General features: G+C 71.2%; 24 protein-coding genes and 1 pseudogene. 12 read left to right on the forward strand and 13 right to left on the reverse strand.

Annotation, left to right across the window (positions count from 1 at the left end; all coding sequences use genetic code 11):
* Positions 1 to 68: 68 nt before the first annotated feature.
* Both ABD355_RS18450 and ABD355_RS18455 read left to right on the forward strand, forming a co-directional pair.
* Entirely contained in the window at positions 69 to 809 is a 741-nt protein-coding gene (locus ABD355_RS18450; RefSeq protein WP_344401530.1) for a GntR family transcriptional regulator, read from the forward strand.
* Positions 810 to 834: 25 nt separating this feature from the next.
* Positions 835 to 1083, forward strand: a complete 249-nt coding sequence (locus ABD355_RS18455) for a hypothetical protein (RefSeq protein WP_344401531.1) — start codon at positions 835 to 837, stop codon at positions 1081 to 1083.
* Positions 1084 to 1085: 2 nt separating this feature from the next.
* On the opposite strand, the gene ABD355_RS18460 is transcribed toward ABD355_RS18455, so the two are convergent.
* A complete protein-coding gene (locus ABD355_RS18460) occupies positions 1086 to 1808 on the reverse strand; it encodes an FAD binding domain-containing protein (protein ID WP_344401532.1) in 723 nt (240 codons plus the stop codon).
* A 219-nt stretch (positions 1809 to 2027) separates the two neighbouring features.
* Here ABD355_RS18460 and ABD355_RS18465 point away from each other — a divergent pair, with 219 nt between their 5' ends.
* The gene (locus ABD355_RS18465; RefSeq protein ID WP_344401533.1) at positions 2028 to 2708 is read left to right on the forward strand and encodes a dienelactone hydrolase family protein; all 681 of its coding nucleotides are present in this window, start codon (positions 2028 to 2030) and stop codon (positions 2706 to 2708) included.
* 39 nt (positions 2709 to 2747) lie between these two features.
* On the opposite strand, the gene ABD355_RS18470 is transcribed toward ABD355_RS18465, so the two are convergent.
* Positions 2748 to 3962, reverse strand: coding sequence for a carbohydrate-binding protein (locus ABD355_RS18470; RefSeq protein WP_344401534.1), 1215 nt, complete (start codon positions 3960 to 3962; stop codon positions 2748 to 2750).
* Positions 3963 to 4144: 182 nt separating this feature from the next.
* On the opposite strand from ABD355_RS18470, the gene ABD355_RS18475 reads away from it, so the two are divergent.
* The gene (locus ABD355_RS18475; RefSeq protein ID WP_344401535.1) at positions 4145 to 5803 is read left to right on the forward strand and encodes a tetratricopeptide repeat protein; all 1659 of its coding nucleotides are present in this window, start codon (positions 4145 to 4147) and stop codon (positions 5801 to 5803) included.
* Positions 5804 to 5901: 98 nt separating this feature from the next.
* Here ABD355_RS18475 and ABD355_RS18480 read toward each other — a convergent pair whose 3' ends face one another.
* Entirely contained in the window at positions 5902 to 6906 is a 1005-nt protein-coding gene (locus ABD355_RS18480) for a LacI family DNA-binding transcriptional regulator (protein ID WP_344401536.1), read from the reverse strand.
* A 168-nt stretch (positions 6907 to 7074) separates the two neighbouring features.
* Here ABD355_RS18480 and ABD355_RS18485 point away from each other — a divergent pair, with 168 nt between their 5' ends.
* The 6 genes and pseudogenes from ABD355_RS18485 to ABD355_RS18510 all read left to right on the forward strand — a co-directional run bounded on the left by ABD355_RS18485 (position 7075) and on the right by ABD355_RS18510 (position 10840).
* On the forward strand, positions 7075 to 7965 hold the full coding sequence (locus ABD355_RS18485; protein WP_344401537.1) for an amidohydrolase family protein: 891 nt from the start codon (positions 7075 to 7077) through the stop codon (positions 7963 to 7965).
* A gap of 44 nt (positions 7966 to 8009) precedes the next feature.
* Positions 8010 to 8510, forward strand: a complete 501-nt coding sequence (locus ABD355_RS18490; RefSeq protein WP_344401538.1) for a cysteine dioxygenase — start codon at positions 8010 to 8012, stop codon at positions 8508 to 8510.
* Positions 8511 to 8669: 159 nt separating this feature from the next.
* On the forward strand, positions 8670 to 8966 hold the full coding sequence (locus ABD355_RS18495; RefSeq protein WP_344401539.1) for a hypothetical protein: 297 nt from the start codon (positions 8670 to 8672) through the stop codon (positions 8964 to 8966).
* A gap of 577 nt (positions 8967 to 9543) precedes the next feature.
* Positions 9544 to 9984, forward strand: a complete 441-nt coding sequence (locus tag ABD355_RS18500; RefSeq protein WP_344401540.1) for an OsmC family protein — start codon at positions 9544 to 9546, stop codon at positions 9982 to 9984.
* Positions 9985 to 10037: 53 nt separating this feature from the next.
* Positions 10038 to 10289: pseudogene (locus ABD355_RS18505) on the forward strand (substrate-binding domain-containing protein); the annotation flags it as partial.
* A 137-nt stretch (positions 10290 to 10426) separates the two neighbouring features.
* On the forward strand, positions 10427 to 10840 hold the full coding sequence (locus ABD355_RS18510; protein ID WP_344401542.1) for a DUF6069 family protein: 414 nt from the start codon (positions 10427 to 10429) through the stop codon (positions 10838 to 10840).
* Positions 10841 to 10881: 41 nt separating this feature from the next.
* On the opposite strand, the gene ABD355_RS18515 is transcribed toward ABD355_RS18510, so the two are convergent.
* From ABD355_RS18515 to ABD355_RS18545, 7 genes are all read right to left on the reverse strand, one after another.
* Positions 10882 to 11631, reverse strand: a complete 750-nt coding sequence (locus tag ABD355_RS18515; protein ID WP_344401543.1) for an SDR family NAD(P)-dependent oxidoreductase — start codon at positions 11629 to 11631, stop codon at positions 10882 to 10884.
* Positions 11628 to 12599, reverse strand: coding sequence for a fumarylacetoacetate hydrolase family protein (locus tag ABD355_RS18520; protein WP_344401544.1), 972 nt, complete (start codon positions 12597 to 12599; stop codon positions 11628 to 11630). The genes ABD355_RS18515 and ABD355_RS18520 overlap by 4 nt, the downstream gene beginning before the upstream one ends.
* 99 nt (positions 12600 to 12698) lie before the next feature.
* Positions 12699 to 13637 (reverse strand): VOC family protein, encoded by a 939-nt coding sequence (locus ABD355_RS18525; protein WP_344401545.1) that lies wholly within the window; start codon positions 13635 to 13637, stop codon positions 12699 to 12701.
* 10 nt (positions 13638 to 13647) lie between these two features.
* A complete protein-coding gene (locus ABD355_RS18530; RefSeq protein WP_344401546.1) occupies positions 13648 to 14664 on the reverse strand; it encodes an amidohydrolase family protein in 1017 nt (338 codons plus the stop codon).
* Positions 14661 to 15797 (reverse strand): FAD-dependent oxidoreductase, encoded by a 1137-nt coding sequence (locus ABD355_RS18535; protein WP_344401547.1) that lies wholly within the window; start codon positions 15795 to 15797, stop codon positions 14661 to 14663. Before ABD355_RS18535 ends, ABD355_RS18530 begins: the two co-directional genes overlap by 4 nt.
* Positions 15798 to 15878: 81 nt before the next feature.
* Positions 15879 to 16841 (reverse strand): cyclase family protein, encoded by a 963-nt coding sequence (locus ABD355_RS18540; RefSeq protein ID WP_344401548.1) that lies wholly within the window; start codon positions 16839 to 16841, stop codon positions 15879 to 15881.
* Positions 16838 to 17824: a fumarylacetoacetate hydrolase family protein gene (locus ABD355_RS18545; RefSeq protein WP_344401549.1), complete on the reverse strand. Its 987-nt coding sequence runs from the start codon at positions 17822 to 17824 to the stop codon at positions 16838 to 16840. Before ABD355_RS18545 ends, ABD355_RS18540 begins: the two co-directional genes overlap by 4 nt.
* 148 nt (positions 17825 to 17972) lie before the next feature.
* Between ABD355_RS18545 and ABD355_RS18550 the strand changes: the two genes are divergently transcribed.
* Positions 17973 to 18938 carry a LysR family transcriptional regulator gene (locus ABD355_RS18550; protein WP_344401550.1) on the forward strand — a complete coding sequence of 322 codons (966 nt, stop codon included), beginning with the start codon at positions 17973 to 17975 and terminating at the stop codon, positions 18936 to 18938.
* Between the two features lie 166 nt (positions 18939 to 19104).
* Here the strand turns inward: ABD355_RS18550 and ABD355_RS18555 are convergent, their stop codons facing one another.
* Complete coding sequence (locus ABD355_RS18555; protein ID WP_344401551.1) at positions 19105 to 20373, reverse strand: MFS transporter; 1269 nt, start codon at positions 20371 to 20373, stop codon at positions 19105 to 19107.
* A 264-nt stretch (positions 20374 to 20637) separates the two neighbouring features.
* A complete protein-coding gene (locus tag ABD355_RS18560) occupies positions 20638 to 21525 on the reverse strand; it encodes a PfkB family carbohydrate kinase (RefSeq protein WP_344401552.1) in 888 nt (295 codons plus the stop codon).
* Positions 21526 to 21649: 124 nt separating this feature from the next.
* Between ABD355_RS18560 and ABD355_RS18565 the strand changes: the two genes are divergently transcribed.
* Positions 21650 to 22528 carry a lysozyme gene (locus tag ABD355_RS18565; RefSeq protein WP_425585763.1) on the forward strand — a complete coding sequence of 293 codons (879 nt, stop codon included), beginning with the start codon at positions 21650 to 21652 and terminating at the stop codon, positions 22526 to 22528.
* A gap of 96 nt (positions 22529 to 22624) precedes the next feature.
* On the opposite strand, the gene pepN is transcribed toward ABD355_RS18565, so the two are convergent.
* Positions 22625 to 25060 carry an aminopeptidase N gene (gene pepN, locus ABD355_RS18570; protein WP_344401554.1) on the reverse strand — a complete coding sequence of 812 codons (2436 nt, stop codon included), beginning with the start codon at positions 25058 to 25060 and terminating at the stop codon, positions 22625 to 22627.
* Between the last annotated feature and the right edge of the window lie 62 nt (positions 25061 to 25122).

Consider the following 25122-nt stretch of genomic DNA (forward strand, 5'->3'; position numbering starts at 1 on the left):
GCGCGATCAGTTGCCGGTCTCGATTAGGCTGGTCACGCTGTGCACAGCAGCTGACTCGGAGGGATACGGTGGCGACACGACACGAGGAGATCGCCGACGAGCTGCGGCGGGCGATCGACCGTGAGGAGTACACGGTCGGCAGCAGGCTGCCCGCCGAGACGGAACTCGCCGCCCACTACGGCGTCTCGCGCGGCACCGTCCGCCAGGCCGTCGCCGCGCTGACCGCCGAGGGCCTGATCGGCTCCCGCCAGGGCGCCCGGCGGGTCGTCCTGGCCAGCCGGCGCAGCCAGAGCTTCGCCGAACTGCGCAGCTTCGCCCAGTGGGCCCGCGCCATGGGCCGCGAGGCCACCGGCCGGGTCGTGGCCCAGGAGTACCTGCCCGCCACCGCGCAGGATGCCGCCCGCCTCCAACTCCGGGAGGGCGCACGGGTGTTGCACGTCCTGCGGGTCCGCGGCCTGGACGGCGAACCCGTCCTCGTCGAGCGCACCGTGTACGCCGACTGGATCTCACCCGCCGTCGAGGCGATCGACCCGTACGCCCCCTCGGTCACCCAACTCCTCTATGACAGCACGGGTCTGGTCTTCGCCTACGGCGAGCACGTCATCGACGCGGTCGCGGCGAGCGCGCAGGACGCCGAACTCCTCGGCATCCGCCGCACCAGCCCCCTGTTGCGCGTCCGTCGCGTCACGACCACCCGCGAGGGGCGCCCGGTGGAGTGGTCGGACGACCGCTACCGCTCGGACGCCGTGAGCTTCAGCGTGCACAACTCGATAGACAACAACGCGTTGGCCCGCAAGACGGCGGAGTGAGAGCCCCGGCAGGATGCCGCCTGTCGTGCCACGGGGCATGACACCGGACGGCTTCTTCTTCGTCGTGCCGTTGACGCTGTACCCCTGGGCAAGCGCCTCCGGTGTCGTTGTCGGCCTGGCCGTCTGCCTGTTCCTGGCGTTCTCCTCGGCGATACGGGAGGACACACCGCCATGGTGGCCGATCGCACCGGTCGGTGCCGGATCGGCCGTCGCCGCGCTGGTGCTCGTCATCAAGGCACGGCGGGCCACCGAGGCCATGCCCGTGGCGGCCTGACATCACCGACTGACCGGGCGAGCCAGCAGGTCGGTGACGTGTTCACGCACGGTTTGCCACGCCGCCACGTGGAGCGTGCCGACGGGCGTGTCTCCCAGAGCACGGATCGCCGCTTCCGGGCCGGCATGGCAGGGGACCTCGTCCGTGAGCACGTCGTAGCCGTCGCGTACGGCGACGTGGAGGCGGTTGAGCCCGCCGTCATCCGTGTGCACCGCGGCGGCGACCACGAGCGGCGGCTGTCCACCCGCCTCGCCGGGCAGTTTTCGGTAACCGCTGGCGAGCGGTTCGCGCCAGTGCAGGCTGAGCAGGAGGTGGTGCTTGGCGAGGACTTCGGCGAGGTCGGTCTCGTAGACCCGGTCCCGGTCGAGCACCGTCGCCCAGGACTTCAGCACCAGCGCGGCCGGCAGCAGACAGCGCAGCGTGCTGCCGACGAGGTTGCCGCCGACGGTGGCCGTTCGGCGCACGGCTCCCGTCCCCACCGCGGCGGCCGCACGGTGCAGCACCTCGGGCACGCGCTCGTCGACGGTGTTCAGCACGACGGCGCCGCCCAGGATCCCGCGCCCGATCACATTGGCCTCCGGCAGCCTGCGCAGCGACACGGCCTGCTCGGGAAACCCGTCGCGCTGCCAGTCGGCCCAGATCAGGGTCGCCCCCCCGACGGGTACGGCTCCCTCGGCGAGGCACTCCTGCGCTTGGGACACGGACTCGGGCAGACGTAGCAGCACGGGAGCCGACCTGCTTTCTCGACGACTTGGAGCGGAGGTGCCCGGCGTTTTCGGCCATGAGAGCGCCGACCTGGCGCATTGTCCCCACCTGCGTGCAGGCGCGTACAGGGCTCACTGATCTACTGCGTGCGCCCCCTGCGCGGCGCCGTCCCGGAGCCTCGGGGGAGGATGAGGTGTCCGGAGTGGAGAGGTGCGGTACGGGTGAGCAACCGTGGGGCAGTGCAGCACAACGAGTCCGCGCTGATCGTGCGGCACGCGCCGCCCGAAGGCGTGGCCGCGGCGATCGTGACGCTGCACGGCGGCCACGAGCTGAGCCGCCGGACGGCGCACCCCTGGCAGCCGGCCGCGCTCCGTATGCTTCCGGTCCTGCGGGCGGCCGGAGCGGCCTCGCCCCCGGACGTCCTGCTCGGGCAGGTCCGCTACCGGCACCAGGGCTGGAACGACGCCGACCCCGCCCACGACGCACTGCGGGCGCTGGACGAACTCCAGCGGCTGGCGGGAACGGTGCCCACCGTCCTCGTAGGGCATTCGATGGGAGCCAGGGCGGCCCTGCGGGCCGCGTCGCACCCGCTGGTGCGCGGCGTGCTGGCGCTGGCGCCGTGGTGTCCGCCCGTGGACTCCGCCCGCCACCTCGGCGGTGTGCGCCTGCTGGTCCTGCACGGTGACCGCGACCATGTGACGCCGCTCGCCGAGTCGGCGGACTATGTGCGCCGGGCGAGGGAGGCCGGAGCCCGGGCCGGCCTCGTGCTGGTCCGCGGCGGTGACCACGCGATGCTCCGCCGCAGCGGCGACTGGCACCGGGCCACGGCCGAGATCGTCGCCGGGATGCTGCGGCCGGACGCGGACACCGAGGGGCTGGCCGCGAGGGCTTGCGCGGCGGACGGCGCCGTCGACCTGTAGGAGGACGGCGCCGCAGGCCGGTTCAGCCGGGGACGATGCTCAGCAGGCCCCCTCGTCCTGCCAGGGCCCCCAGTCGGTGGCGGCGGGCGTCTCGTTCTGGGTCCACCACTTGGCCTTCCAGTTGTGCTTGTTGTACGAGACCTCGTCACCGGCGGTGTAGACGGCGCTCGAACTCCAGGCGGTCTGGCACGCGGTGGGTGTCGGCGTGGGCGTCGGAGTGGGAGTGGGAGTGGAGTCCGGCGGGGTGGCGCCCGCGAACTTCACCGAGTACTTCGCGAAGTCCCAGGAGTTCTGCGCCACGCTGGAGCAAGTGCCGGAGGTGCGCCCGCCGTTGTCGACCGGCGTGCACTGCCGGTCGCGGTTGAGGGACCAGAAGGTGAAGCGGTCCATGTTGTGGCTGGTGGCGTAGTCCAGCACGGTCTGGAAGTCGGCCTGGGTGAAGTTCTCGCCGGAGTCGCTGCGCCCGTTCATCCCGGAGAAGCCCTCGTGGGCGTAGGCCGTCGCCTGGTCCCAGCCGAACGTCGACTGGAGGATGGCGTTGAAGTTGGTGAGCGCACTGGTCTGCGAGGCCGCGCCGTTGAAGCCGCCGTCGAAGGGCATGATGGAGAAGTTGTTCGGCGTGAAGCCCTGTGACTTCGCCTCCAGCAGCATCTGTTTGCCGAACCAGCCGGTGCCGTCGGCGGTGCCGGCCGTGGTGACGGAGACGTACAGGCCGGGGTTGTTCTGCTGGAGGATCTTCGCGGCGCCGATCTCGTTCTTGATGGCCGCGGTGTTCTCGTACTCCGGCTCCTCCAGGTCGAAGTCGATCGCGTGGAGGCCGTACTTGGTGATGACCTGCTGGTACGCGGCCGCCGTCGCCGCCGCGTCCGAGCACACCTGGCCGAGCTTCGTGCCGCCGTACCCGCCGACGGAGACGGACACGTCGCCGCCCTTGCCGCGGATCGTGTCGATGACGGACTGGACGGCCGTGTCCGCGGAGACGGGGGCGGTGCCGCCCCAAGTGGGGGAGCAGCCGCCGCCGTTGGGGGCGAGGACGAAGGCGAGCTGGAAGGCCTTGAGGCCGGTGGCGTCCATGATGGCGGCCGGGTCCGGGGGGTCGTTGTCCAGTGGCATCAGGTACGGGGCCGCCGCGTACCAGCGGTTGCTGAGCGCGGCGGTCGCGCCCGAGGCGTTGCCCGCTGTCAGGGCGGTGGTTCCTGCGGCGGTGAGTCCGACGGCGGCGGCTGCGCCCAGGCATGCACGAAGACGTCTCACGGTGTGCCTCCGATGGGGGTGGGGGAGTGCCCCAGCTTCCTGCCGGACCGTGACCGCGTCCATGCTTTGGACTAGACCAAACGGCTTCTTGGTCTAGACCATGCGATTCCTTTGCGTTGTACCTGTCAGGCGTGGGGGGCAGGTCTTGTGGGGTATGGCCGGTGTGCGGTATTTCGTCATCTGTGAACTACTACGACCTCGGCAGCCACGTCCGGCGCGTGACGACCTCGTCGTCCGAGGCGCAGCTGTGGTTCGACCGCGGACTGAACTGGACCTTCGCCTTCAACCACGAGGAGGCCGTGCGCTGCTTCGAGACGGCTGCCGCGGCGGATCCCGACTTCGCCATGGCCGACTGGGGCGTGGCCTATGCGCTGGGCCCCAACTACAACAAACCCTGGGAGTTCTTCGACGAGAAGGACCTGGCCGGGACGGTGGAGCGCACCCACGCCGCGGCGCAGCGCGCCCACGCCAAGGCCGCCGGCGCCACCCCCGTCGAGCAGGCCCTCGTCGACGCCCTGCGCGCACGCTATCCCCAGGAGCGGGCCCCGGCCGTCGAGGAGTGTTCCGTGTGGAACACCGCCTACGCCGACAGCATGCGGGCCGTCCACCGACTGGCCCCCGACGACCTCGACGTGGCCACCCTGTACGCCGACGCCCTGATGAACCTCACCCCCTGGCAGCTGTGGGACATCCGCACCGGCACACCGGCCCCTGGCGCGCGCACCACCGAGGCCAGGGCGGTGCTGGAGCAGGCGCTCGCCACGGAGGCGGGCGCGCACCACCCGGGCCTGCTGCACCTGTACATCCACCTGATGGAGATGTCCCCGACCCCCGAGGCCGCCCTGTCGGCCGGTGACCGGCTGCGCGGTCTGATGCCGGACGCCGGACATCTGCAGCACATGCCGTCACATCTGGAAGTGCTCTGCGGCGACTACCGCCGGGTCGTCTCCGACAACACCACGGCGATCGAAGCCGACGAGAAGTTCCATGCCCGGGCGGGGGCGATGAACTTCTACACCCTGTACCGGTGCCACAACCTCCACTTCAAGATCTACGGAGCGATGTTCCTCGGCCGCTACCGGGACGCGATCGACACGGTGCACCGGCTCGAGGCGGCCGTGCCCGAGGAGCTGCTGCGGGTCGAGAGCCCGCCCATGGCGGACTGGGTGGAGAGCTTCCTCGCGATGCGGGTGCACGTGCTCATCCGCTTCGGCCGCTGGGACGACATCCTCGCCCTTGCGATGCCCGCCGACAGGCGCCTGTACTGCGTGAGCACGGCGATGCAGCATTACGCGCGCGGTGTAGCGTTCTCCGCCACCGGCCGGATCGAGGAGGCCGAGGCCGAGCGGCGGCTCTTCCGCGAAGCGGTCGCCCGGGTCCCCGAGACCCGCATGCTGTTCAACAACACCTGCGCTGACATCCTCGCGATCGCCGCGGCGATGCTGGACGGAGAGCTGGAGTACCGCAAGGGCAACCACGACGCCGCGTTCGCGGCCCTGCGCCGGTCGATCGAGCTGGACGACGGCCTTCCCTATGACGAACCCTGGGGCTGGATGCAGCCCACCCGGCACGCCTACGGAGCGCTGCTCCTGGAACAGGGCCTGGTCGCGGAGGCCGAGGCCGTCTACCGGGCCGACCTGGGCCTCGACGACACCCTGCCACGCGCACAGCAGCACCCGGCCAACGTCTGGGCGCTGCACGGTTTCCGTGAGTGCCTCGTACGGCTCGGCAAGGACGGCGAGGCGCAGATCGTGGCCCAGCAGCTGAAGATCGCCACGGCCGTGGCGGACGTGCCCATCGAGGCCTCCTGCTGCTGCCGCCTGGAGACCCGCTGCGACTGATGCCCTGTGGCCGGCTGCCCGGGCGCGAGGAGACGTAGCGCAGACACGGGGGGAGAGACGGTCACGCCGGCTGAGCCCCTCTTCGGTTCATCCGGAGTTCAGGCCCGCACGGCCGACCCGCGTTCCCGCATCCGCGGCGCACACAGCACCCGCTTCCTGCGCACCCGCCTGCCCTCGATCGCCGCAACCGTCAGCCGAGCCGCCTCGGCCGCGATCTCGCTCAGCCCCCAGTCCACCGTGGTCAGCGGCGGCGTGAGCACCCGCGACACCGGATGGTCGTCGAAGCCGACCACGGAGACGTCCCGGCCCACCTCCAGGGAGTCCTCCGCCGCGGCCGCATACACCCCGTACGCCAGCGAGTCCGAGAAGCAGAACACCGCCGTCGGTGCGTGGGCACCCTGCAGCACGCGCCGCGCCACCGCCGTCGCCTCGCCCAACTCCTGTGGACAGGGCACCAGTTCGGCCCGCAGCCCGAGCCGGCCGGCCGCCTCGCCCACGTACACATCGGCCGGCCGGTCCGGTGTGCTCGGCCGGGTCGGCGTCAGCACGGTCACCCGGCGGTGGCCCAGCCCGTGCAGATACTCCAGTACGGCGTCGATGCCGGCCCGGTTGTCGAAGATGACCTGCCCCGCCGTGCGGGCCCGGCTCAGCGAGTCGCCGACGGCCACCACCGGCAGCGCGTCCGCGATATCGGCCCAGCCCTGCGCCGAGGGATCCACGGGGGACACCAGCAGCGCGTCGACCCGCTGATCGCGCAGCTGCTTGGCGAGGACCAGCTCGCGGTCGGGGTCCCCGCCCGCGTCCAGGATCAGCGCATAGCGGTCGCCGGCCAGGAGTTCCCGGCCGATGGCCGCCATCAGCTGCTGCTGCCACAGGTCCTGGAGGTCGCCCGCGAGGACACCGACCATGCTGGTACGGCCGCTGGCCAGGGCCCGCGCGATCGGGTCGGCCTCGTAGCCGAGCTCGGCCGCGGCCCTGCGCACCCGTTCCTCGGTCTCCTTGGAGACGTGTTTGCCGCGCAGGGCATAGGAGACGGCTGCGGTGGAGAGGCCCGTGGCCTCGGCCACCTCCCGGAGGGTGGTGCGCTTGTTGGGCCTGGCCATGCCGGGAAGCCTACCGGGGTGGCTGCGCCTTGTGGTCGCATCGCGCCGCCCAAGGCCGTGACACCATTGACACGGCTTCTTGTTAAGCGATTAAGTTAACCGCATCAGTGAATCGCTTAACCGCGTCAGTGAACCGTTCAACGTCGCTCTCCCAGCGAGGACCGCCGCGTGCCCACCGACGTCCACCAGCACATCTGGCCGCCCGCCCTCATCGAGCTGCTGCGCTCCCGCACGACACCCCCGTACCTCGACGCCTGGACGCTGCACCTGGCCGGGGAACCGCCCTATACAGTCGACCCGGCCGACCACGACCCCGAGGCCCGCACCCGCCTCGCCGCCACCGACGGCCTCGACCTGGCCCTGGTGTCCCTCTCCAGCCCCCTCGGCATCGAGTATCTGCCGCCCGCCGAGGCCGTACCCCTGCTGACCGCGTTCCACGACGGCGCCCTCGCCCTCCCGGCCCCCTTCGCCGTCTGGGCCTCCCCCTGCCTGACAGCACCGGACCCCGAAGCGGTGGAACGCGAACTGCGCCGCGGCTGCGTCGGCCTCCAACTTCCCGCCACCGCCCTCCTCGACGCGGCAGGCTGGGCGCACTGCGCACCCCTCCTCGACGTCCTCGCCCGCCACGACAGGCCCCTCTTCGTCCACCCCGGCGCGGCCCCGCCCGCCGACGGCACCCCTCCGTGGTGGCCGGCCCTGGTCCCGTACGTGCAGCAGCTGCATGCCTCCTGGTTCGCCTTCCGCGCCTTCGGCCGCGCCCGCCACCCGGCCCTGCGCGTCTGCTTCGCCGCCCTCGCCGGCCTCGCGCCCCTGCACGGCGAACGCCTCGCCGCGCGCGGCGGCGGACGCGGCGAGATCGACCTCGGCGTGTTCTACGAGACCTCCTCCTACGGCACCCGGGCCGTCGACGCCGTCGTCCGCGCCGTCGGCATCGACGTGGTCGTCAACGGCAGCGACCGCCCCTACGCACCACCCGCCGTTCCCGACCTCGGCGCGGACGCCGCCGTCCACGCCCTGCGCACCGTCAACCCCGCCCGCCTGCTGCACGGCCGCATCTGAACCACCGTGCTCCGAGCCCGACGCACCCCCGAAAGGAGCCACCCATGACGTACGAGTCCCTGCCGGAGCGGACCCTCGACAAGCACGAACTCCGGGCACTCGTCACGGACCTCGCCGCCCGCCCGGACCTCTGGCGCGCCCACGTGGCCTTTTCCGACCACGAGCGGCACTACGCATCCCTGTACCGCGACGCCTACGTCGACGTCTGGCTGCTGTGCTGGACCCGGCAGAACGACACCGGCTGGCACGACCACGACCTCTCCGCCGGCGCCGTGAGCGTCGTACAGGGCGCACTCGAGGAGTGCACCCCGCGCATCGGCGGCAGCCATCTGCGCGTCACCGTCGAGGCCGGCACATCCTTCTGCTTCGGCCCCGAGCACATCCACCGGCTCACCGGCGCCACCGACGACGCCGTCTCGATCCACGCCTACTCTCCGCCGCTGTGGCGGCTGGGCCAGTACGACATCTCCGTGGACGGCCTGATGCGCCGCATCTCCGTCTCGTATGCGGACGAGCTGCGTCCCCTGGACGCTCCCGTCGCCTGAGAGGGCTCGCACAAGTTCGGCCTGTGGACGGCGAGTTCGTACGTCCGGAGGAGCGCCAGGGAAGCGCCGTGGGAACCGCGAAATCCCTCGCTGCGCGTGGCTCACCCAATCGGCCGCGCTCGGAGCGAAATTGGCCGCAGGGGTGTGCAAGGTGGCTGCATGAACACAACACAGGGGAACAGCCCCACTCGCCTCGGCCGCGCCAACAAGATCGCTTTCCGACTTCCGCGAATATTCGCGGTGAGCGCCGTGCTGGGCATCGCCTGCGTGGCCGGAGCGGCGACCGCCGCTTCCGCCGCTGACGCGACGCCCACCACGCAGCTCACCGCAAAGACGACCGCTGCCGAGCGGACCTCGGCACACGGCCACGGTGAAGGAAGAGGTCACCGTGGCCATGGTGGTGGTGACGACGGCGACAACGAGTGCAATGGCCTGATCGTCCTTCTCTGCGTCTGACCACCGGCGGCAGAGCCGCCTTCACCCACAGGGCGGGCGGGAAGAGGGAGTTGTCCCTCTTCCCGCCCGCCCTGTCGCCGTCTTCATCCGGGCCCGGCGACGGCCCGGTCAGCCATCGACCACCCGGCGTGCGTCCGCAGGCCCCCTCGGCTCCTGGATCCACGGCATGCTCGCCGGGATCGCCATCCCTTTCAAGCAGCATTACCGTCCCCCGCTCGGTGTTCGTCACGACGGCCAGAGAGCGTCCCGACGCACACCAGCCACGTCTCCAGCTGCCCGCCTGTTCGCGCGAGGCGGACCATGGCGCGGTAGAGGGCGGCCGGAGCCGGGGCTTCGGGATCGGGGCGCCGGGGGGCGATGACGTTGGCGTTGGCCAGCTGCAGGATGACGAGCTCCCCCCCCGGGCGGCGAAGCGCCGACTGAGTGTGGCTTTGCCGACGCCCGGCTCGCCGGCGGCGGAGGCCATGGCTCCACTCATGCTCGCGATCAGCAACTGATCGGGGACCACGCTCCCACCGCCCGGATACACCTGCCCGGGCTTCGCCGCACACCCCGCGGAGCGCATAGTGTCGTCGCCATGGCAGAAGATTCCCTGCGCTCCGTCACCGTCGAGCGCACCAGCACCGGACACTTCGTCGCGACCAACGCCCGCGGCGGCACGATCAGCTTCGGGACCGGTTCCGAACCCGGCCGGGAGGACGAATTCACCCCGGTCGAGTTGCTGCTCGCCGCACTCGGCGGCTGCACGGCGGTCGACGTCGACATCGCCACCAGCCGTCACGCGGAACCGGCCAGGTTCTCCGTCGCGGTGACCGGCAACAAGATCAATGACGAGCTCGGCAACCGGATGACCGATCTCCAGGTCACCTTCTCCGTCGCCTTCCCGGACGGCGAAGGCGCGGACCGGGCCCGCGCGATTCTTCCCCGGGCCGTCAAGACGTCCCACGACCGGCTCTGCACGGTCAGCCGCACCGTCGAGACCGGCACGCCCGTCACCGTGACAGTAGAGGAGGCCTGACCATACGTCAGGTACCTGCCAAACTGGTTCGGTCGCCCGGCTCGGTGTCACCGTCCCTGAGCCGGGCCGGCCTCGAAATTCCCCGCGATGTGCCCGTCGTCGGATACGACGACAGCCATCTCTCCCATCTGATGCCGATCGGGCTGACCACCGTGCGCCAGGACGCACGGCTCATGGCGGAACGCGCCGTACGGTTCGCCGTGGAACGCCTGGAGCAGCCGGAGCTGGAACCGCGGGAGGCCGTCCTGGACCCCAAGCTGGTGGTCCGGGGCACCAGCGGACCGGCCCCGGAACCGTCGGCCTGAGAGGCACAGACATGTGGCTCGGACGCTGGCTCGTCAGCCCGTAGAGCTTGAAATATCAAACATATTCGTCCAGACTCTCGTTTGATACTTCAAACATTCATCGTGGAGCTCTCCGCGTCCTTCCCCCTGGAGTTGCCATGTCTGTTGCCTCAGACGCCGTCGCCGTCCGCCGTGGTCCGCTCGTCGTGGCGGGAGGTGTGCTGGCCGCGATCGTCGTGGCCTCCGCGGCGGACGCGGTCCTCGCTCTCCTCGCCCTGGCCGCGGGCGCGCCGGACGACTTCAAGCCGCTGAAGGCGTCCTCGTACATATTCCTGACGGCGGTCGGCGTGGTGGCCGGCGCGGTCGGCTGGGCCATTGTGCGCAAGGTGGCGAAGGTGCCCGAGGCGCTGGTGCGGTGGTTGGTGCCGACCCTCGTCGTGATCTCGTTCGTTCCCGACTTCCTGCTCTTCGGTGCCGGCGGTGCAATTGGTGTCGGTGCGCTGCTCCTCATGCATGTCGTGGTCGCGGCGGCCGCGGTGTTCACCTACCGCAAGGTCATGCCGCTGTCGTAGGACCAGACCGGCACGCGTGAGTCGGGGATGCCGCCCCCGACTCACGCGTCGCGGCGCAGGGCGTCCGAGATGGGCATCGCGCCGCCGTGGGAGGTGAGGCCGCCGTCCACGGGGATCTCGGCTCCGGTGATGAAGGCGGAGTCGTCCGAGAGCAGGAAGGTGACGAGCGGGGTGATGTCCTCCACCGTGCCGGTGCGGCCGAGCGGGGTCAGGCGGAGGTTCGCCTCGCGGAAAGCCGGAGCCGCGGAGGCGGTCATGTCCGTCTCGATGAAGCCGGGGTGGATGGTGTTCACACGGATGCCTCGGGGGCCCAGTTCCATGGTGGCGGTCTTCGACAGGCCGCGCAGCGCCCACTTGGCGGCCGTGTACGCGACCGGGTAGTGGGCGGTGAGCGCCGCGGACGAGCCGATGTTCACGATCGACGCTCCCGCACGCATCAGCGGCACCAGGTACTGGATCCCGAGGAGCGGTCCGGTGACGTTGACGGCGTGGACGCGGGCCATGTCCTCGGGGCGTACTTCGTCGATGCGGGCGCGCCAGGTGACCCCCGCGTTGTTGACCAGGCCGTGCACCTGCCCGTACGACCCTTGCAGTTCGGCGGCGAGGCCGGCCCAGTCCTGCTCACTGGTGACGTCGAGGCGGCGACAGCCCGGCCCCTGCGTCACATCGGTGGCGATCACCAGGGCGCCCTCGTCGGCGAGTGCCTCGGCCTCCGCGGCGCCCTGGCCGCCCGCCGCACCCGTCACCACGACGACCTTGCCGAGCAGCCGCTTCCGACCGAGGCCGCTCACGGCCGCTCCCGCGAGCGGCGCCGGCCGGCCGGGAGGGGCAGCGGATCGGGCCCGCTCACCACGGTGTTGGAGACACTGCCGAGGCCCTCGACGGTGAGCGTGACCGTGTCGCCGGGCCTGAGCGGCGCCGGGTCCTGTCTGCCTCGTACGCCCCACAGCTCGGCGAGGCAGCCGCCGTTGCCGCAGGTGCCCGAGCCGAGGACGTCGCCGGGGCGCACCCAGGTCCCGCGCGAGGCGTAGGCGACCATCTCCTCGAACGTCCAGCTCATGTTGGACAGCAGGTCCTTGCCGACCACCTCGCCGTTCACCGCGGCGGTGAGAGCGAGCCGCAGGAACCCGTCCTCGTCGCGGTACTCGTCCAGCTCGTCGGCGGTGACCAGATACGGGCCCAGAGTGGTGGCCGTGTCCTTGCCCTTGCACGGGCCGAGCCCCACCCGCATCTCGGCGGACTGCAGGTCGCGAGCGGACCAGTCGTTCAGGATCGTGTAGCCGACGATGTGCTCACGGGCCTGCTCGGGAGTGAGGTCGCGGCCCTCCTTGCCGATCACGGCGGCAACCTCGAGCTCGAAGTCCAGCACACCGGACCCCGGCGGCATGGGGATGTCGTCGCCCGGGCCGTACACCGCGTAGGGGTTGGTGAAGTAGAACGTGGGGGCCGCATACCACTGCTCGGGCACGCCCGCGCTCCCGTCCACCGACCGCCGTACGCCTTCCACGTGCTCCTCGAAGGTGACGAAGTCCCGCAGCGTGGGCGGCTGGAGCGGTGCCAGCAGTCGTACGTCCGAGACATGGGGGCCGGCCGGTACGTCGACCATCACTGAGCCCGCGTCGAGCAGTTCGGGCAGACCGCTGCCCTCGGCGAGCAGACCGGTCAGCGAGCTGACGCCCGGCAGGGGGTAGAGCGTGCCGTTGTCATCGACGACGGCCACTTGGCGTCGGGTGCGGTACTCGTATGTGGCGAAACGCATGGGCGGTGTCCTGTCGGAGGGCGGACGCGAAGGCCGGGGGCGCGGCGGGGAGTCAGGGCATGACAGGGCTGCCGCGCCCCCGGTGACGAGGGGTGCCGGTCAGACCGGCGGGGCGACGAAGACGCCGCGGTCCACGTCGTTGAAGGACTCCTTGGCGACCAGTTCGTTCATGGGGTTCGCGGTGCCCCACTGGTCGGTGACCTCGGGCTGGGAGAAGTCGTAGACGTGCGGGTGCCAGGTGTCCTCGTCCAGGACCTCCAGCTCCGTCGTGTACTCGACGGTGTTGCCGTGCGGGTCGAGGAAGTAGGTGAACGTGTTGTCGCCCGCCATGTGGCGGCCGGGACCCCAGATCTTGCGGATCCCGGCCCGCATCACACGCCCGGAGCCGCGCATGTACTCGTCCAGTCCGCGCATCTCGAAGGAGACATGATGCAGGGAGGTGTGGGGGCCCTGCGCGATGGCCATCGAGTGGTGCTGGTTGGAGATCCGCATGAAGTGCATGACCTCGCCCATGTGCGGCGAGCTGAGCGTGTCGGAGAGACGGAAGCCCATGTGGCGCTCGTACCACTGCCGGGTGCGGTTCAGATCGGGGGAGTTGAGGACGACGTGCGACAGCTTGACCGGGATGGACTCCTTCTCCTCGATCTTGCGGTGCTGCCGTACCTGGACGTCGGCGGAGACCTCGATGGTGCGCCCGTCGACGTCGAAGAAGCGGAAGCCGTAGCCGCCGCCGGGGGTGTCCACCTTGCCCGGCTGTGAGATCAACTGCACGCCGTCGGTCAGGAGTTGGTCGGCGAACGTGTCCACGTCGGCCGCGCTCGCGGCACCGTAGGACACGAGGTCGAGGCGCTTCTCGTCGGCCTTGCGCAGCCGGACGACGTACTGCTCGGGGCTGCCCTCGGCGGCCAGGAAGGAGATGCCGGAGTCCTCGGCGACCTTGGTCAGGCCCCATACTCCGGAGTAGAAGTCGAGCTGCTTGTCGTAGTCGGGCACGGCGAGGTCGACATGCCGCAGGTGGGTCAGCAGGCGATTGCTCATGGGGGCCTCCTCAGGCGAGTTTGAGCAGGGCGGCGGCATTGCCGCCCCGCACCGCGTGGAAGTCGGGCTCGGGCAGGTCCGCGGCACGCAGTGCGCCCAGCGGGTCGTCGGTGCCCATGTCGAAGGGGAAGTCGGAGCCGAGCAGGACCCGCTCCGGCCCGGCCGCCCGGAGCAACTCCCCCAGTACGTGCGGGTCGTGGACGAGGGAGTCGAAGTAGAGCTGCCGCAGATAGCTGCTCGGCTTCCGCGCGCAGCGCCGGGCGTCGGGGCGGGCCCGCCAGGCGTGGTCGGAGCGGCCGATGTGGGTGGGCAGATAGCCGCCGCCGTGCGCCGCGATCAGCTTCAGGCCCGGATGGCGGTCCAGGACACCGGAGAAGATCAGGTGGGAGAGGGCCACCGCGTTCTCGGTTGGCTGGCCGACGGTGTTGGACAGGTACCACTGGTCCAGGCGCTCGTCGAGCGTGCAGCCGAACGGGTGCAGGAAGACCAGCGCGCCGGTCTCCTCCGCCCGGGCCCACAAGGGCTCGTACGCGGGATCCGACAACTCGCGGCCGGGCGCGTGCGAGGAGATCTCCACGCCCTTGAGTCCCTGATCCAGCGCGTGGTCGAGCAACTCCACCGCAAGACCGGGGTGTTGGAGGGGGATCAGGCCGAGGCCGTGCAGCCGGTCGGGGGCCTTCGCGCAGTGCGCGGCGGTGCCCTCGTTCGCCAACCGGCATACCTGCCGGGCCAGTTCGGGCTCGGCCCAGTAGTGGTAGTGCGACGGGGACGGGCTGACCAGCTGGACGTCCACACCCTGCGCGTCCATCGCCGCCAGCCGCACGTCGACGTCCGTCAGCTTCGGCACACGGGCGCCGACCATCGGACCGCTCACGGCCAGGGCAGCCGGCCCGTTGCGGCGGGCGTCGAGCTCGCGGGCCTCGGCAAGACCGGGATGCCCGGCGACGGCTTCCTCGACCTCCGCGAGCAGGAGGTGGGCGTGGACGTCGATCGTCGGTATCGACGAGAGGTCGGCGGGATCGGTCACGGGAGCTCCTTCAGCGCGTTCATGGTGCGGCCGATCAGCCCGGGCACGTCGGCGTCGTGCACCCCGTCGAGCACCCACTGGCCGAGCTGGACGGAGGCGTCGACGACCATGCGCACCCGGGGCAGCCGCCGGTCCCGGTAGTCGGTGAAGAGCTGGTCGTCCCAGTCGTCACGGGTGGTCAGCAACTCGCAGAGGACGAAGGCGTCCTCGAGGGACATCGCCGCGCCCTGCGCGAGGGTGGGCGGACAGCAGTGGGCGGCGTCCCCGACCAGCACGACCCGGCCGCGGTGCCAGGGGCCCTCCACCAGGTGGCGGTCGAACCAGGTGTAGTTGACCTCGGCCGGATCGTCGATGTGCTTCACGATCTCGGGCCAGAAGCCGCCGTAGCCCTGGGCAAGGCCGCGCATCTCGTCGGCGTACGACTGCGGCGGGATCGACGCACGGTCCCGGCACCCCTCGACGACGTAGGCGTAGATGGTGCTCTCGCTGGTGGGGCAGTATCCGGCGATGTGGGCCGGTCCGCCGTAGGCGAGGTCGGTGCGCTCCAGGCCCTCGGGGCGAGGGGCGGCGATGCGCCAGATGGCCATGCCGGTCGGCGTGGGCTTGTCGGTGATGCCGATCGCGGCGCGGGTCGCCGAGTTGAGGCCGTCGGCGGCGACCACCAGGTCGTACCGGCCCTCGGTGCCGTCGCTGAAGCGTACGGAGACGCCGTCGCCGTCCTGCTCCAGGGACTCGGCGGTGACGCCCAGGTGCACGGTGGCGCCGGACGCGCGGACCGCGTCGCTGAGGATCTGCTGCAGCCGGGGGCGCTGCATGCCGACGGTGGCGGGCAGGTCCGGGCCGCCGGTCTGGATGTCCTCGGCGACGAACAGCACGGTGCCGTCGGTGTCGGTCATCCCGACCGAACCGAAGGCGAACCCGGAGGCGCTCACCTGCTCCCAGACGCCCAGTTCGCGCAGCACCCTGAGGGCGTTGCCCTGGAGGGTGATGCCGGAACCGGTGGAGGAGTGCCAGTCGGGACTGGCCTCGACCAGGTCCACCGTGATGCCCGCACGGCGCAGCAGGATCGTGACGGCGTTGCCGGAGGCGCCCCCGCCGACGACGAGGACGGAACGGGCAGTGGGATCGTTCATCTGGGGATACCTCCGGTCGGGGCCGCACGGCTTCGGGCGGCGGGGGATGCGGCTCGCCCCTTCAGGGCGCGGCTGTGGGCGTTACTTGACGGCGACGGGGTTGACCGGGGAGCCGACCGCGCCGGTGATCGGCAGCGGCGCGGCGGTGAGCCAGAACTCGTACACGCCGTCCTCGGCGCAGTCCGCGGCGAGCGCGTCGAGGTCCCACATCTCGCCGATCAGCAGTCCGATGTGGGGGATGACGACCTGATGCAGCGGCTGGAAGGCGTTCTCGAATTCGTTGGGCCGCACCTCGAAGCCCCAGGTGTCGGTGGCGATGGCGGCGATCTCGGTGCCGTGCAGCCAGCCGGCGGTGGTGAACGACAGACCCGGCGCGGGCCCGCCCGCGTAGTCGCCCCAGCCCGCGCGCCGGGCGCGGGCGAGGCGCCCGGTCCGTACGAGGACGATGTCGCCGCGCCCGACGGCCACCCCGTGTGCCGCGGCGGTCGCGGTCAGATGCTCCTCGGTGATCGCGAACCCGTCGGGCAACTCGCCTTCACTGCCCACCACTCGGCCCACGTCGAGGAGGACTCCGCGCCCGGCGACATGGGGTGCCATGTGCTCGATGCCGGTGACGAGGTCCCCGTCGGAGGTGACGACCTTCTCCGCCGGGCGTCCGTTCCAGGCCTTGCCGTGGTCGAAGATGTGGCCGAGCCCGTCCCACTGGGTGGAGCACTGCAACGGCATGGCGATCACATCGTCGGCCCCGCCGATGCCGTGCGGGAAGCCCTGGTTGCCGAGAGCGGCGTCGGTGCCGGTGTCGAGCATCGTGTGGACCGGGTTGGTCCGCCGGCGCCAGCCCTTCTGCGGGCCGTTCATGTCGAAGGACTGCGACAGCGAGCAGCTGACTCCCCGGCGCACGAGCGCAGCGCCTTCGCGCCGCTTGGCCTCGTCGAGGAAGTTGAGCGTGCCGAGCACATCGTCCTCACCCCAACGCCCCCAGTTCGAGCAGGCCTTGGCGGCCTCGGCGATCGCGCCTTCCGGGTCGTGACGGTCAAGGGTCATGACGCTCTCTCCGCCACACATCGGGTGCGCTGAACGCCCAGACCGGTGATGGAGCCCTCCATGACGTCGCCGTCGCGCAGCAGCCGGCCCCAGTGCATGCCGTTGCCGGCCGGGCTGCCGGTCAACACCAGATCGCCGGGCAGAAGCCGGGAGGTCCGGGAGATGTACGACACCAGCCGGGCGACCCCGAAGAGCATGTCCTTGGTGGACTCGTCCTGCATGGTGTCGCCGTTCAGCTTCAGCGTGACCCGAAGATCCTGCGGATCCGCGATCGACCCGGCAGGCACGAGCCATGGCCCGAGCGGGGTGAAGCCGGGGGCGTTCTTGCACCGCAGCCAATCGGTGCCGATGGCCTTCATGTCCCGGCGGAAGACGGTGGCACGGTCGGTGAGGTCATTGGCGATCGTGTACCCGGCGACGTACTCCAGGGCCTCCTCGATCGGCACCCGGTACGCGGGCTTGGCGATGACGGCCGCCAACTCCAGCTCCCAGTCGGGCTGTTCGGCCCACTCGGGCAGTACGACGTCGTCGTACGGTCCCGCGACGGTGCTCGGCAGGCCGATGAACACGTACGGCAGGTCCTCGGCGGCCCGGCGGTCCATGACCGCGGCGATCTCCGCACGCGCCTCCTCGAGCGTGCGCGGGTCGTCCGGGGAGCGGTGCGCGACCTCCAGGTCGATCACGTGCTGGCGGTAGTTCGCGCCGGACTGGAAGATCTGGCGGGGCTCCAGCGGGGCGTGCACCCGCAGGGCCTCCAGCGGCCGCCAGTCGAGGGCGGTGTCGGCCGCCAGGGAGTGCAGCACGGGGAGGGCCTGCTCCCACCGCTCCACCACGGCACGCACTCCGGACGGCGTCCAGTCCAGGGCCTTGCTCAGGTCGAGTACTCGGCCCCCGGCCAAGAGGCCGGGGAAGGGGTCCTCGTCGTCCTGGGCCGAGAACGTGCCGAGCGCGAACGGGCCGGCAGGTTGCACGAGCGTTGCCATGAGATTTCCTCCTGCTGGGTTGCGGTCTACTCTGACCCCCATCAAGCAATCGGGGAAATCAATCCTGTGGATCCGCCGCATCCATGACATGGATGGCTCGTGGGCCACTCACGCATCAGCTCGCCAGCTCGCACCTAGGTGGTAACCGGTGAACCTGTCCCGACTCGACCTCAATCTGGTCGTCGCGCTGCGTGCGCTGCTGGAGGAGCGCAACGTCACCCGGGCCGGCGAGCGCATCGGTCTGAGCCAGCCCGCGATGAGCGCGGCACTGGCCAGGCTGCGCCGTCATTTCGGCGACGAATTGCTCGCACGCACCGGGAACTCCTACGAGCTGACCCCGCTCGGCGTCGCCCTGCGAGACCGCAGCGTGACCGCCTGCGACCTGCTGGAACGCGTCTTCTCCAGCCAGGCCGACTTCGACCCGACTGCCGAGAACCGGGAGTTCACGCTGCTCGCCTCCGACTACGGCACGGCCGTGTTCGGCGCGGCCCTGGCCCGCGCCCTGCACCAGGAGGCGCCCGGCATCCGGCTCACCTTCCAGCACACGCCGCCGTCCGTCGTGGAGAACCCCGCCACCGCACTGAGCACGGTCGACGGCCTCCTGATGCCGCACGGCGTCATCGACGGCCTGCCCGCCGTCGACCTCCACCAGGACCGATGGCTGTGCCTGGTCGCCGACGACAACCCCGAGATCGGTGACGACCTCACCCTCGACCATCTGGCACGCCTGCCCTGGGCCGTCTACCAGCGCCCCTACGACGCCCCCGCGGCCCGCCAGCTCAGCATGATCGGCATCAGCCCCCGGGTGGAGGTGTCCGTGCAGGCGTTCCAGTTGCTGCCCCACATGGTCGAGGGCACCAGCCGGGTCGCGATGATCCAGGAACGCCTGGCCCGCGGAGCGGTCCGCTCCGCCGCGGTACGCGTCCTGCCCTGCCCCTTCGAGGCGGTCCCCGTGCAGGAGGCGATGTGGTGGCACCCGGTCCATACCCAGGACGCGGCCCACATCTGGCTCCGGCACAAGGCCGCAGAGGTGGGCGCGACACTGACGGGCAACGGCCGTGAGACGGCCGTTGCCGGGGCACGGGGCGTCGGGCCGGCGTCGGGTCGGCCGTGATCCGGTGCGGCGTCTGCCTGGTGCGTGGGCTGGGCTCGGGCCGGGTGGGTGGGTTGTGGCCGAGGGGCGACGGTGGCGGGTTGCGGGCCCGGCGCCGCCAGGGGCCGGGCCCGCAACCCGCTGTCGACCCCTGAACGGCGCGTCGGTGGCGTCGGCGTACGTGGCCTCAGGCGAGCGACTCCGGCAGCGCCCCGGACTCGGAGGCGGGCGCACGGCGGCGGACCGCCAGCAGTCCCGCCCCGACGAGAGCGGCGGCCAGCCCCAGTACGCCCACGGCGCCGGCGAGGCTGCCCACCGCCGACTCCACGGCCAGCAGCACCAGCGGGCACACGAACTCACCGGCGAAGAAGGCCGCCGTCCACAGCCCCGTGCCGCGGCCGCGGTCCTCGAACGCCAGCCGGGACATGGCACCGGTGAGCAGGGCGGGCAGCAGCATGCCCGTACCGACACAGTTGATCACCGCTCCGACGACCAGCAGCGGCGCGTTGCCCGCGAGGAACATCACCCCGAAGCCGACCGCGCAGACGGCGAGAACGGCCGGCAGCATCTGGTCCGGGGAGCGCCCGAGACGGGCGAAGGTGATCGCCCCACCCACGGTCGCGGCACTCGCGATCGCCGTGGCCAGGCCGATCACACCGGAGTTCTTCGTCCCAAGGTCGTCGAGCAGGTACGACATCTCCACCGGCACGGTGTAGAAGACCATCGCGCCGAAGAAGGTCAGTGCGCAGATGCCTCGCAACTCGCGCCAGGGGAAGGGCCGCCGGGCCTCCGCCGCGACTGGTGCCTCGACGGCGGCCGGGCGTGCGGCCGGGTCGGGCAGGGCGGTCGCCATCAGCGGGGCGAGCGCCAGACTCACGGCGTACACCCAGAAAGGCACCCGCCAGCCCGCCGATCCGGCCGCGCCGCCGAGCACGAAGAAGACGGTGGCCGAGGCTGAGGCGCACATGGTCTGCAGGGCGAGGTACTTCACCCGCCGCTGTCCCGAGTAGTAGTCGCCGATCAGCGTGGTGCAGCACGTCATGATCGCGGCCTCGGTGACGCCGACGAGGGCGCGGCTGGCGATGATGGCGCCGAGCGAGTCCAGCCAGAGCGGCGCGGTGCCGAACAGGGCATACAGCAGGGTCGCCACGATCAGCAGCCGCTTGCGGCCGAGCCGGTCCACGATCACGCCTGCGAACGGGGCCAGCAGGGCCAGCGCCAGCGCCGGAACGGTCAGCGCGAGAGGCACCAGCGCCTTGGCACCCGGAACGGATCCGAAGTGGTCCTGCATCTTCGGCAGCACCGGCGCGATGAGCACCGCCCCCAGGATCGGCAGACAACTGCCCGCCATCAGCAGGGTCACCCGCAGCAGATGGGCCGGACCCGACACGGCTGCGGGTGGCGGGGCGGCGTCTTCGACCGCGACGGCAGAGGGCGGCGGGACGGAACCGGGCATGGCGACTCCAGGGGTGTACGGCAGCGGGCATGCCTGTCAGGGACGCCATCGGCGCTCGGCATGCAGGGGACGGCCGCGCTACGGCGGCTGGTCCGGACAGCGGCGTGGCGGGTTGGGACGACTATGGGCCCCTCCGGAGACCGGCCGCCATCCTTGGCGCGATCCGAATCCCGTATCCGGTGCATCCATACGATGGATGAGCCGATCTGCGTTTGAAGTTTCAACCACGAGTCGGGGCAGGGTGCGCCGGCGAATGGTGTGGCCTCAACCGCCTTGCATCCAGGCCCGTGTGCCGAACGACGCACACGCCCGCGAGGCCACCGCGGCCGCACCCCGCAGTGCCGGCACGAAGCCCTCCGAGGTCAGGGACCCCCGATCGGCGAGGTGATGAGCGAGCGCCCCGTGCAGCACGTCACCTGCCCCCAGCGTGTCCGCCACACGGATCGCGGGCACGTCCACCGTCCCACTGCTGTGCGGGCCCGCCCAGATGATGGGCCGTCCTCCCCGGCTGACCGCCGACCAGACGACCCCGTGCTCCCGCAGGAACCGCAGCGTGTCCGCCGGCGTGCTCGCACCGGGTGGGCGGAAGTCGGCCGAGCAGACGGCCACGTCGATGAAAGGCAGCAGGTCCTGCGTGCCGTCCTTCCAACTGCCCCCGTCGAAGACGGTCGGACGGCCGGCGGTACGCGCGAGCCGGGCGGCGGCAACGGCCAGGTCCATGTGGTGGCCGTCGAACTCTGCGATGTCGCAGGCGGCCACCAGCGCGTCGAGATCGTCGGGCGGGGTGAGCCGGTGGCCCTTCGCGTTGGTCGAGGCGACGGCACGGTCCCCGCTGGACGCAGTCACCAGAATGGACGACACGGCCGGCGGCTCGGCCGACTCCGCCGCCAGGTCCGACACGGCCACGCCCAGGCGATCGAGGTCTTCCTTGATCCCGAGCCCCAGCGGATGGGAGCCGATCGCGGTCATCAGCCGGGCCGTGCCACCCAGGTGGCTGAAGGCCGCGGCCGCGTTCGCCGCCGGACCGCCTGCCGCGACGACCTGCTCACGAGCCGTCAGTTTCTCGTTCGAAGCCGGCGCATGGTCCACGAGCTGAATGACGTCCAGCGTGCACAGGCCGACGAACAGCCCTTCAGGACGTCCTTTCGCCACCTGCACCACCCACCAGCACCTCCTCCTGCACGGGCACGCGGTCACACCCATTGGAGTACTCCGACCCCGGGAATGCCTTCATTGGGCGGTACATGGCGTGCGGTGCGGCGCACCCCGGGGTCAGATGGGTTGCGTGCCAAGCTGCTTCCGTCCTCAGCACGGCCGCTCGCGCTGGCGTCTCATCGCTGCCCTGACCGGCCTCCTCCTCACCCTGCCCGCAATGCCGCCCGCGTACTCGGCGGCCGGACCCTGGCCCGATCCGCCCGTGCGCGGCGGCGCCTACATGGGAATGGGCGTCGGAAAGTACGAAGGAATGGGCGCCCACTCCGATCCCGATCCCGACCCCCCGCCCCTGCAGGCCGGCCAGACCGAAGGCGTCGACGTCTCCAGCTACCAGGGCGACGTCGCCTGGTCGGCCCTGTGGAGCAGCGGCACCCGCTGGTCCTACACGAAGGCCACCGAGGGGACGTCCTACCAGAACCCCTACTTCGCCCAGCAGTACGACGGCGCCTATCGCGTCGGCATGGTCCGCGGGGCGTATCACTTCGCCACGCCGGACTCCAGCAGCGGCACCGCGCAGGCCGACTACTTCGTCGACCACGGCGGGCGCTGGTCCGCCGACGGCCGGACCCTGCCCGGTGCCCTCGACATCGAGTGGAACCCCTACGGTGACGCCTGTTACGGCAAGACCAAGGGCGGCATGGTGGCCTGGATCCATGCCTTCCTGAACCGCTACAAGGCCCGCACCGGCCGCACCGCCGTGATCTACACGGCCACGAACTGGTGGAACAACTGCACGGGCGGCTACAAGGGCTTCGGCTCCACCAACCCCCTGTGGGTCGCCCGGTACGCCTCGACGGTGGGAGAGCTTCCGGCGGGCTGGTCGACGTACATGATGTGGCAGTACACCTCGTCCGGTGCGACCGTCGGCGACCACGACAAGTTCAACGCCCCCGCGGACAAACTGCGGGAGTTCGCGGCCGCTCACCGGACCGACGACTGACCGTGTCCTGTACCGGCCGGGGCTGACCGCCCGCACAGGCGCGGCCGCAGAAAGATGCGGCCGGGCCTGTACGGTCGGGGCGTCCGGGAGGAACGGTCAGGGCCTGCGGGAACGCGAGTGCAGCATGCGGCGGACCGCGTCCGAGCGTTCGAGGAGCGTGTTGCGGACCACCGGGGCTGCCTCGGCCGAGATCTGCCGGGCGGTCTCGATGTACCCGGAGTCGATGGCGTGGGGCGGGAACAGGTGGCTCGTGAACCCCATCGCCGGGATCATTCCACCCTGGTGCAGATGGGGGATCACCTCCAGATAGCGCTGCGTGTAGGGGCTGAGCAGGTCGTCCTGGGCGGGGCGCCAGAAGGCCGCCGCCACCTGGCCGACCCCGGAGACGGGAACAGCGCGGTCGACGACGAGCTTGTGCCAGACCTCTGCCTTGGCGGCGGCGTCGGGCACCGCGGCCCGCACGGTGAGGGCGCGGATCCAGGCGTCGGGGTCCGGGTCGCGTTCCAGCAGGAGGGCGGCCTCGGACGAGACGTCCCCGCCCAGTTCGGCCGCGCGGACGAGCGCGCGCCAGTGCAGGTCGACGTCGTCGCCCGCCTGTTCGCGCAGCCAGGCGAGGTCTTCGTCGGTCGTGGCGGTACGGGCCAGCCCGCGCAGGGCGACCTGGCGGCGGCCGGGAGCCGCGGCGAGGTCCCGACAGGTCCTGGCCACCGCCGCCGTCAGCTCCGCTCGTTCGCCGGGCGGCGCCCACAGTTCGGCGATGTTCGCGGCGAGGGTCAGATACGGCTCGATCACGGCGTCCGACGTCTCGGCCGCAAGGACCGCGGTGATGCACTGCCCGGCTTCCACGGCCGTGGCCTCGCCTGTGGTCAGCATGTCCCACACGGTGGCGGCGGCCACACCCCGGGAGATGGCCGTGGGGAGCTCCGCGGCCGAACGGAAGAGGGCGTCCCGGGTCGTGGGGTCCGGGCGGGCCGTGGCGAAGGTCAGATCGTCGTCGTTGATCAGCAGGACGTCCGGCGCGGGAGGCAGACCGACGACGGGGGTACGGGGCTGTGTCACCTCGGTCCGCACCAGCGCCGTGCGGTCCAGCGCCTGTCCGTTCCGGGCGTACGCGCCCACCGCCAGAACCTGCGGGCGCGGGGTGCCGTCGGCCACCAGCGTGACGCTCTCGCCCTCGCGCTCCAGCCGGAAGCGGTCGGTGCCGGCCGTCGCCAGCCAGGCGGTGCGCCAGCCGTCCAGGTCTCGCCCGCTCGCCTTGCCGAGGGAGTCGATCAGGTCCTGGAGCGTGGTGTTGCCCCACGCGTGGCGGGCGAAGTAGGCGGCCATACCGGCCCGGAAGCTCTCTTCGCCCACATATGTCATCAGCTGCTGCAGGACGGAGGCACCCTTGGGATAGGTGATGTTGTCGAAGATCGACGCGGCCTGGGCGACATCGTGGATGGGCTGGTGGATCGGATGGGAGACCGGACCCTGGTCGGCCAGATACGCCTTGAGTTTGTCGCTCACCAGGTGACTCGCCCAGGCGTCCGTGTACCGGGTGGCGCCCTCGGCGGCCCAGTGACAGGCGAACTCAGCGAATGCCTCGTTCAGCCAGAGGTCGTCCCACCAGCGCATGGTGACGATGTTGCCGAACCACATGTGCGCCATCTCGTGCAGCAGCACCTTGGCGAGCAGCTCCCGCTCGGCCGGCGTCGGCGCGGCCCTGCGCAGGAACACGTCCGACCAGGTCACACAGCCGTAGTTCTCCATCGCGCCGCCGAACTCGGGCACGAACACCTGGTCGTACCTGCGCTGCGGGAACGGCATCGCGAAAGCCTCGCCGTAGAAGGCGAGACCCTGTCGGGTGAGGGTGAAGATCTCCTCCGCGTCACGGTCGAGGACCTCGGCGAGCGAGCGGCGGGCGTACAGGCCGAGGTCGTACCCGTCGGCCTCGCGGCGGATCTCGTGGAAGGGACCCGCGTTGACGACCGTGTTGTACGTGGACAGCGGCGGCGTGTCCGGGAAGGTCCAGCGGCGGGCCGTCCCCAGCTCCTCGATGCGTGCCTCGCCGGAGTTGCTGGTGACCGTCCAGGCGGCGGGGGCCGTGACCGTGAAGGCGTGCGGGGCCTTGAGATCGGGCTGGTCGAAGCACGCCCAGACGAACCGGGCCTCGTCCGGTTCGAAGCTCATCCACACATAGACCTCGCCGTCGGCGGGGTCGGTCGCCTTGTGTACGCCCTCGCCCGCGGCCGTGTCGGCCTGGATGCTCTCCACGCGCAGCACGTTGTGACCGGCCAGGGCGGGCAGGGGGATCCGGCCGTCACCGCCGGGGGTGAGAGCGGTGCCGTTCAGGGTGGCGCCGACGACCTGTGCCGCGCAGTCCACGAAGCTCTCGGCGCCCGGCTGGTGGCAGGTGAAGGTCACGGTGGACACGCACCGCACCTCGGGCCCGTCGGGCAGCGCCGTGAGGTCGACGTCCACGTCGTACCGCTCGACGGTCAACAGCGCGGCCCGGTGCTCGGCTTCGCCACGGGTCAGGCTTCGGATCCCCATGCATCCTCCTCGGCAGACAGCGGGCGTCAGCGTATGCCGGACGGCGGCGGAACGCGCAGGGT

This window comes from Streptomyces longisporus, assembly GCF_039532765.1.
Classification (GTDB): Bacteria; Actinomycetota; Actinomycetes; order Streptomycetales; family Streptomycetaceae; genus Streptomyces; species Streptomyces longisporus.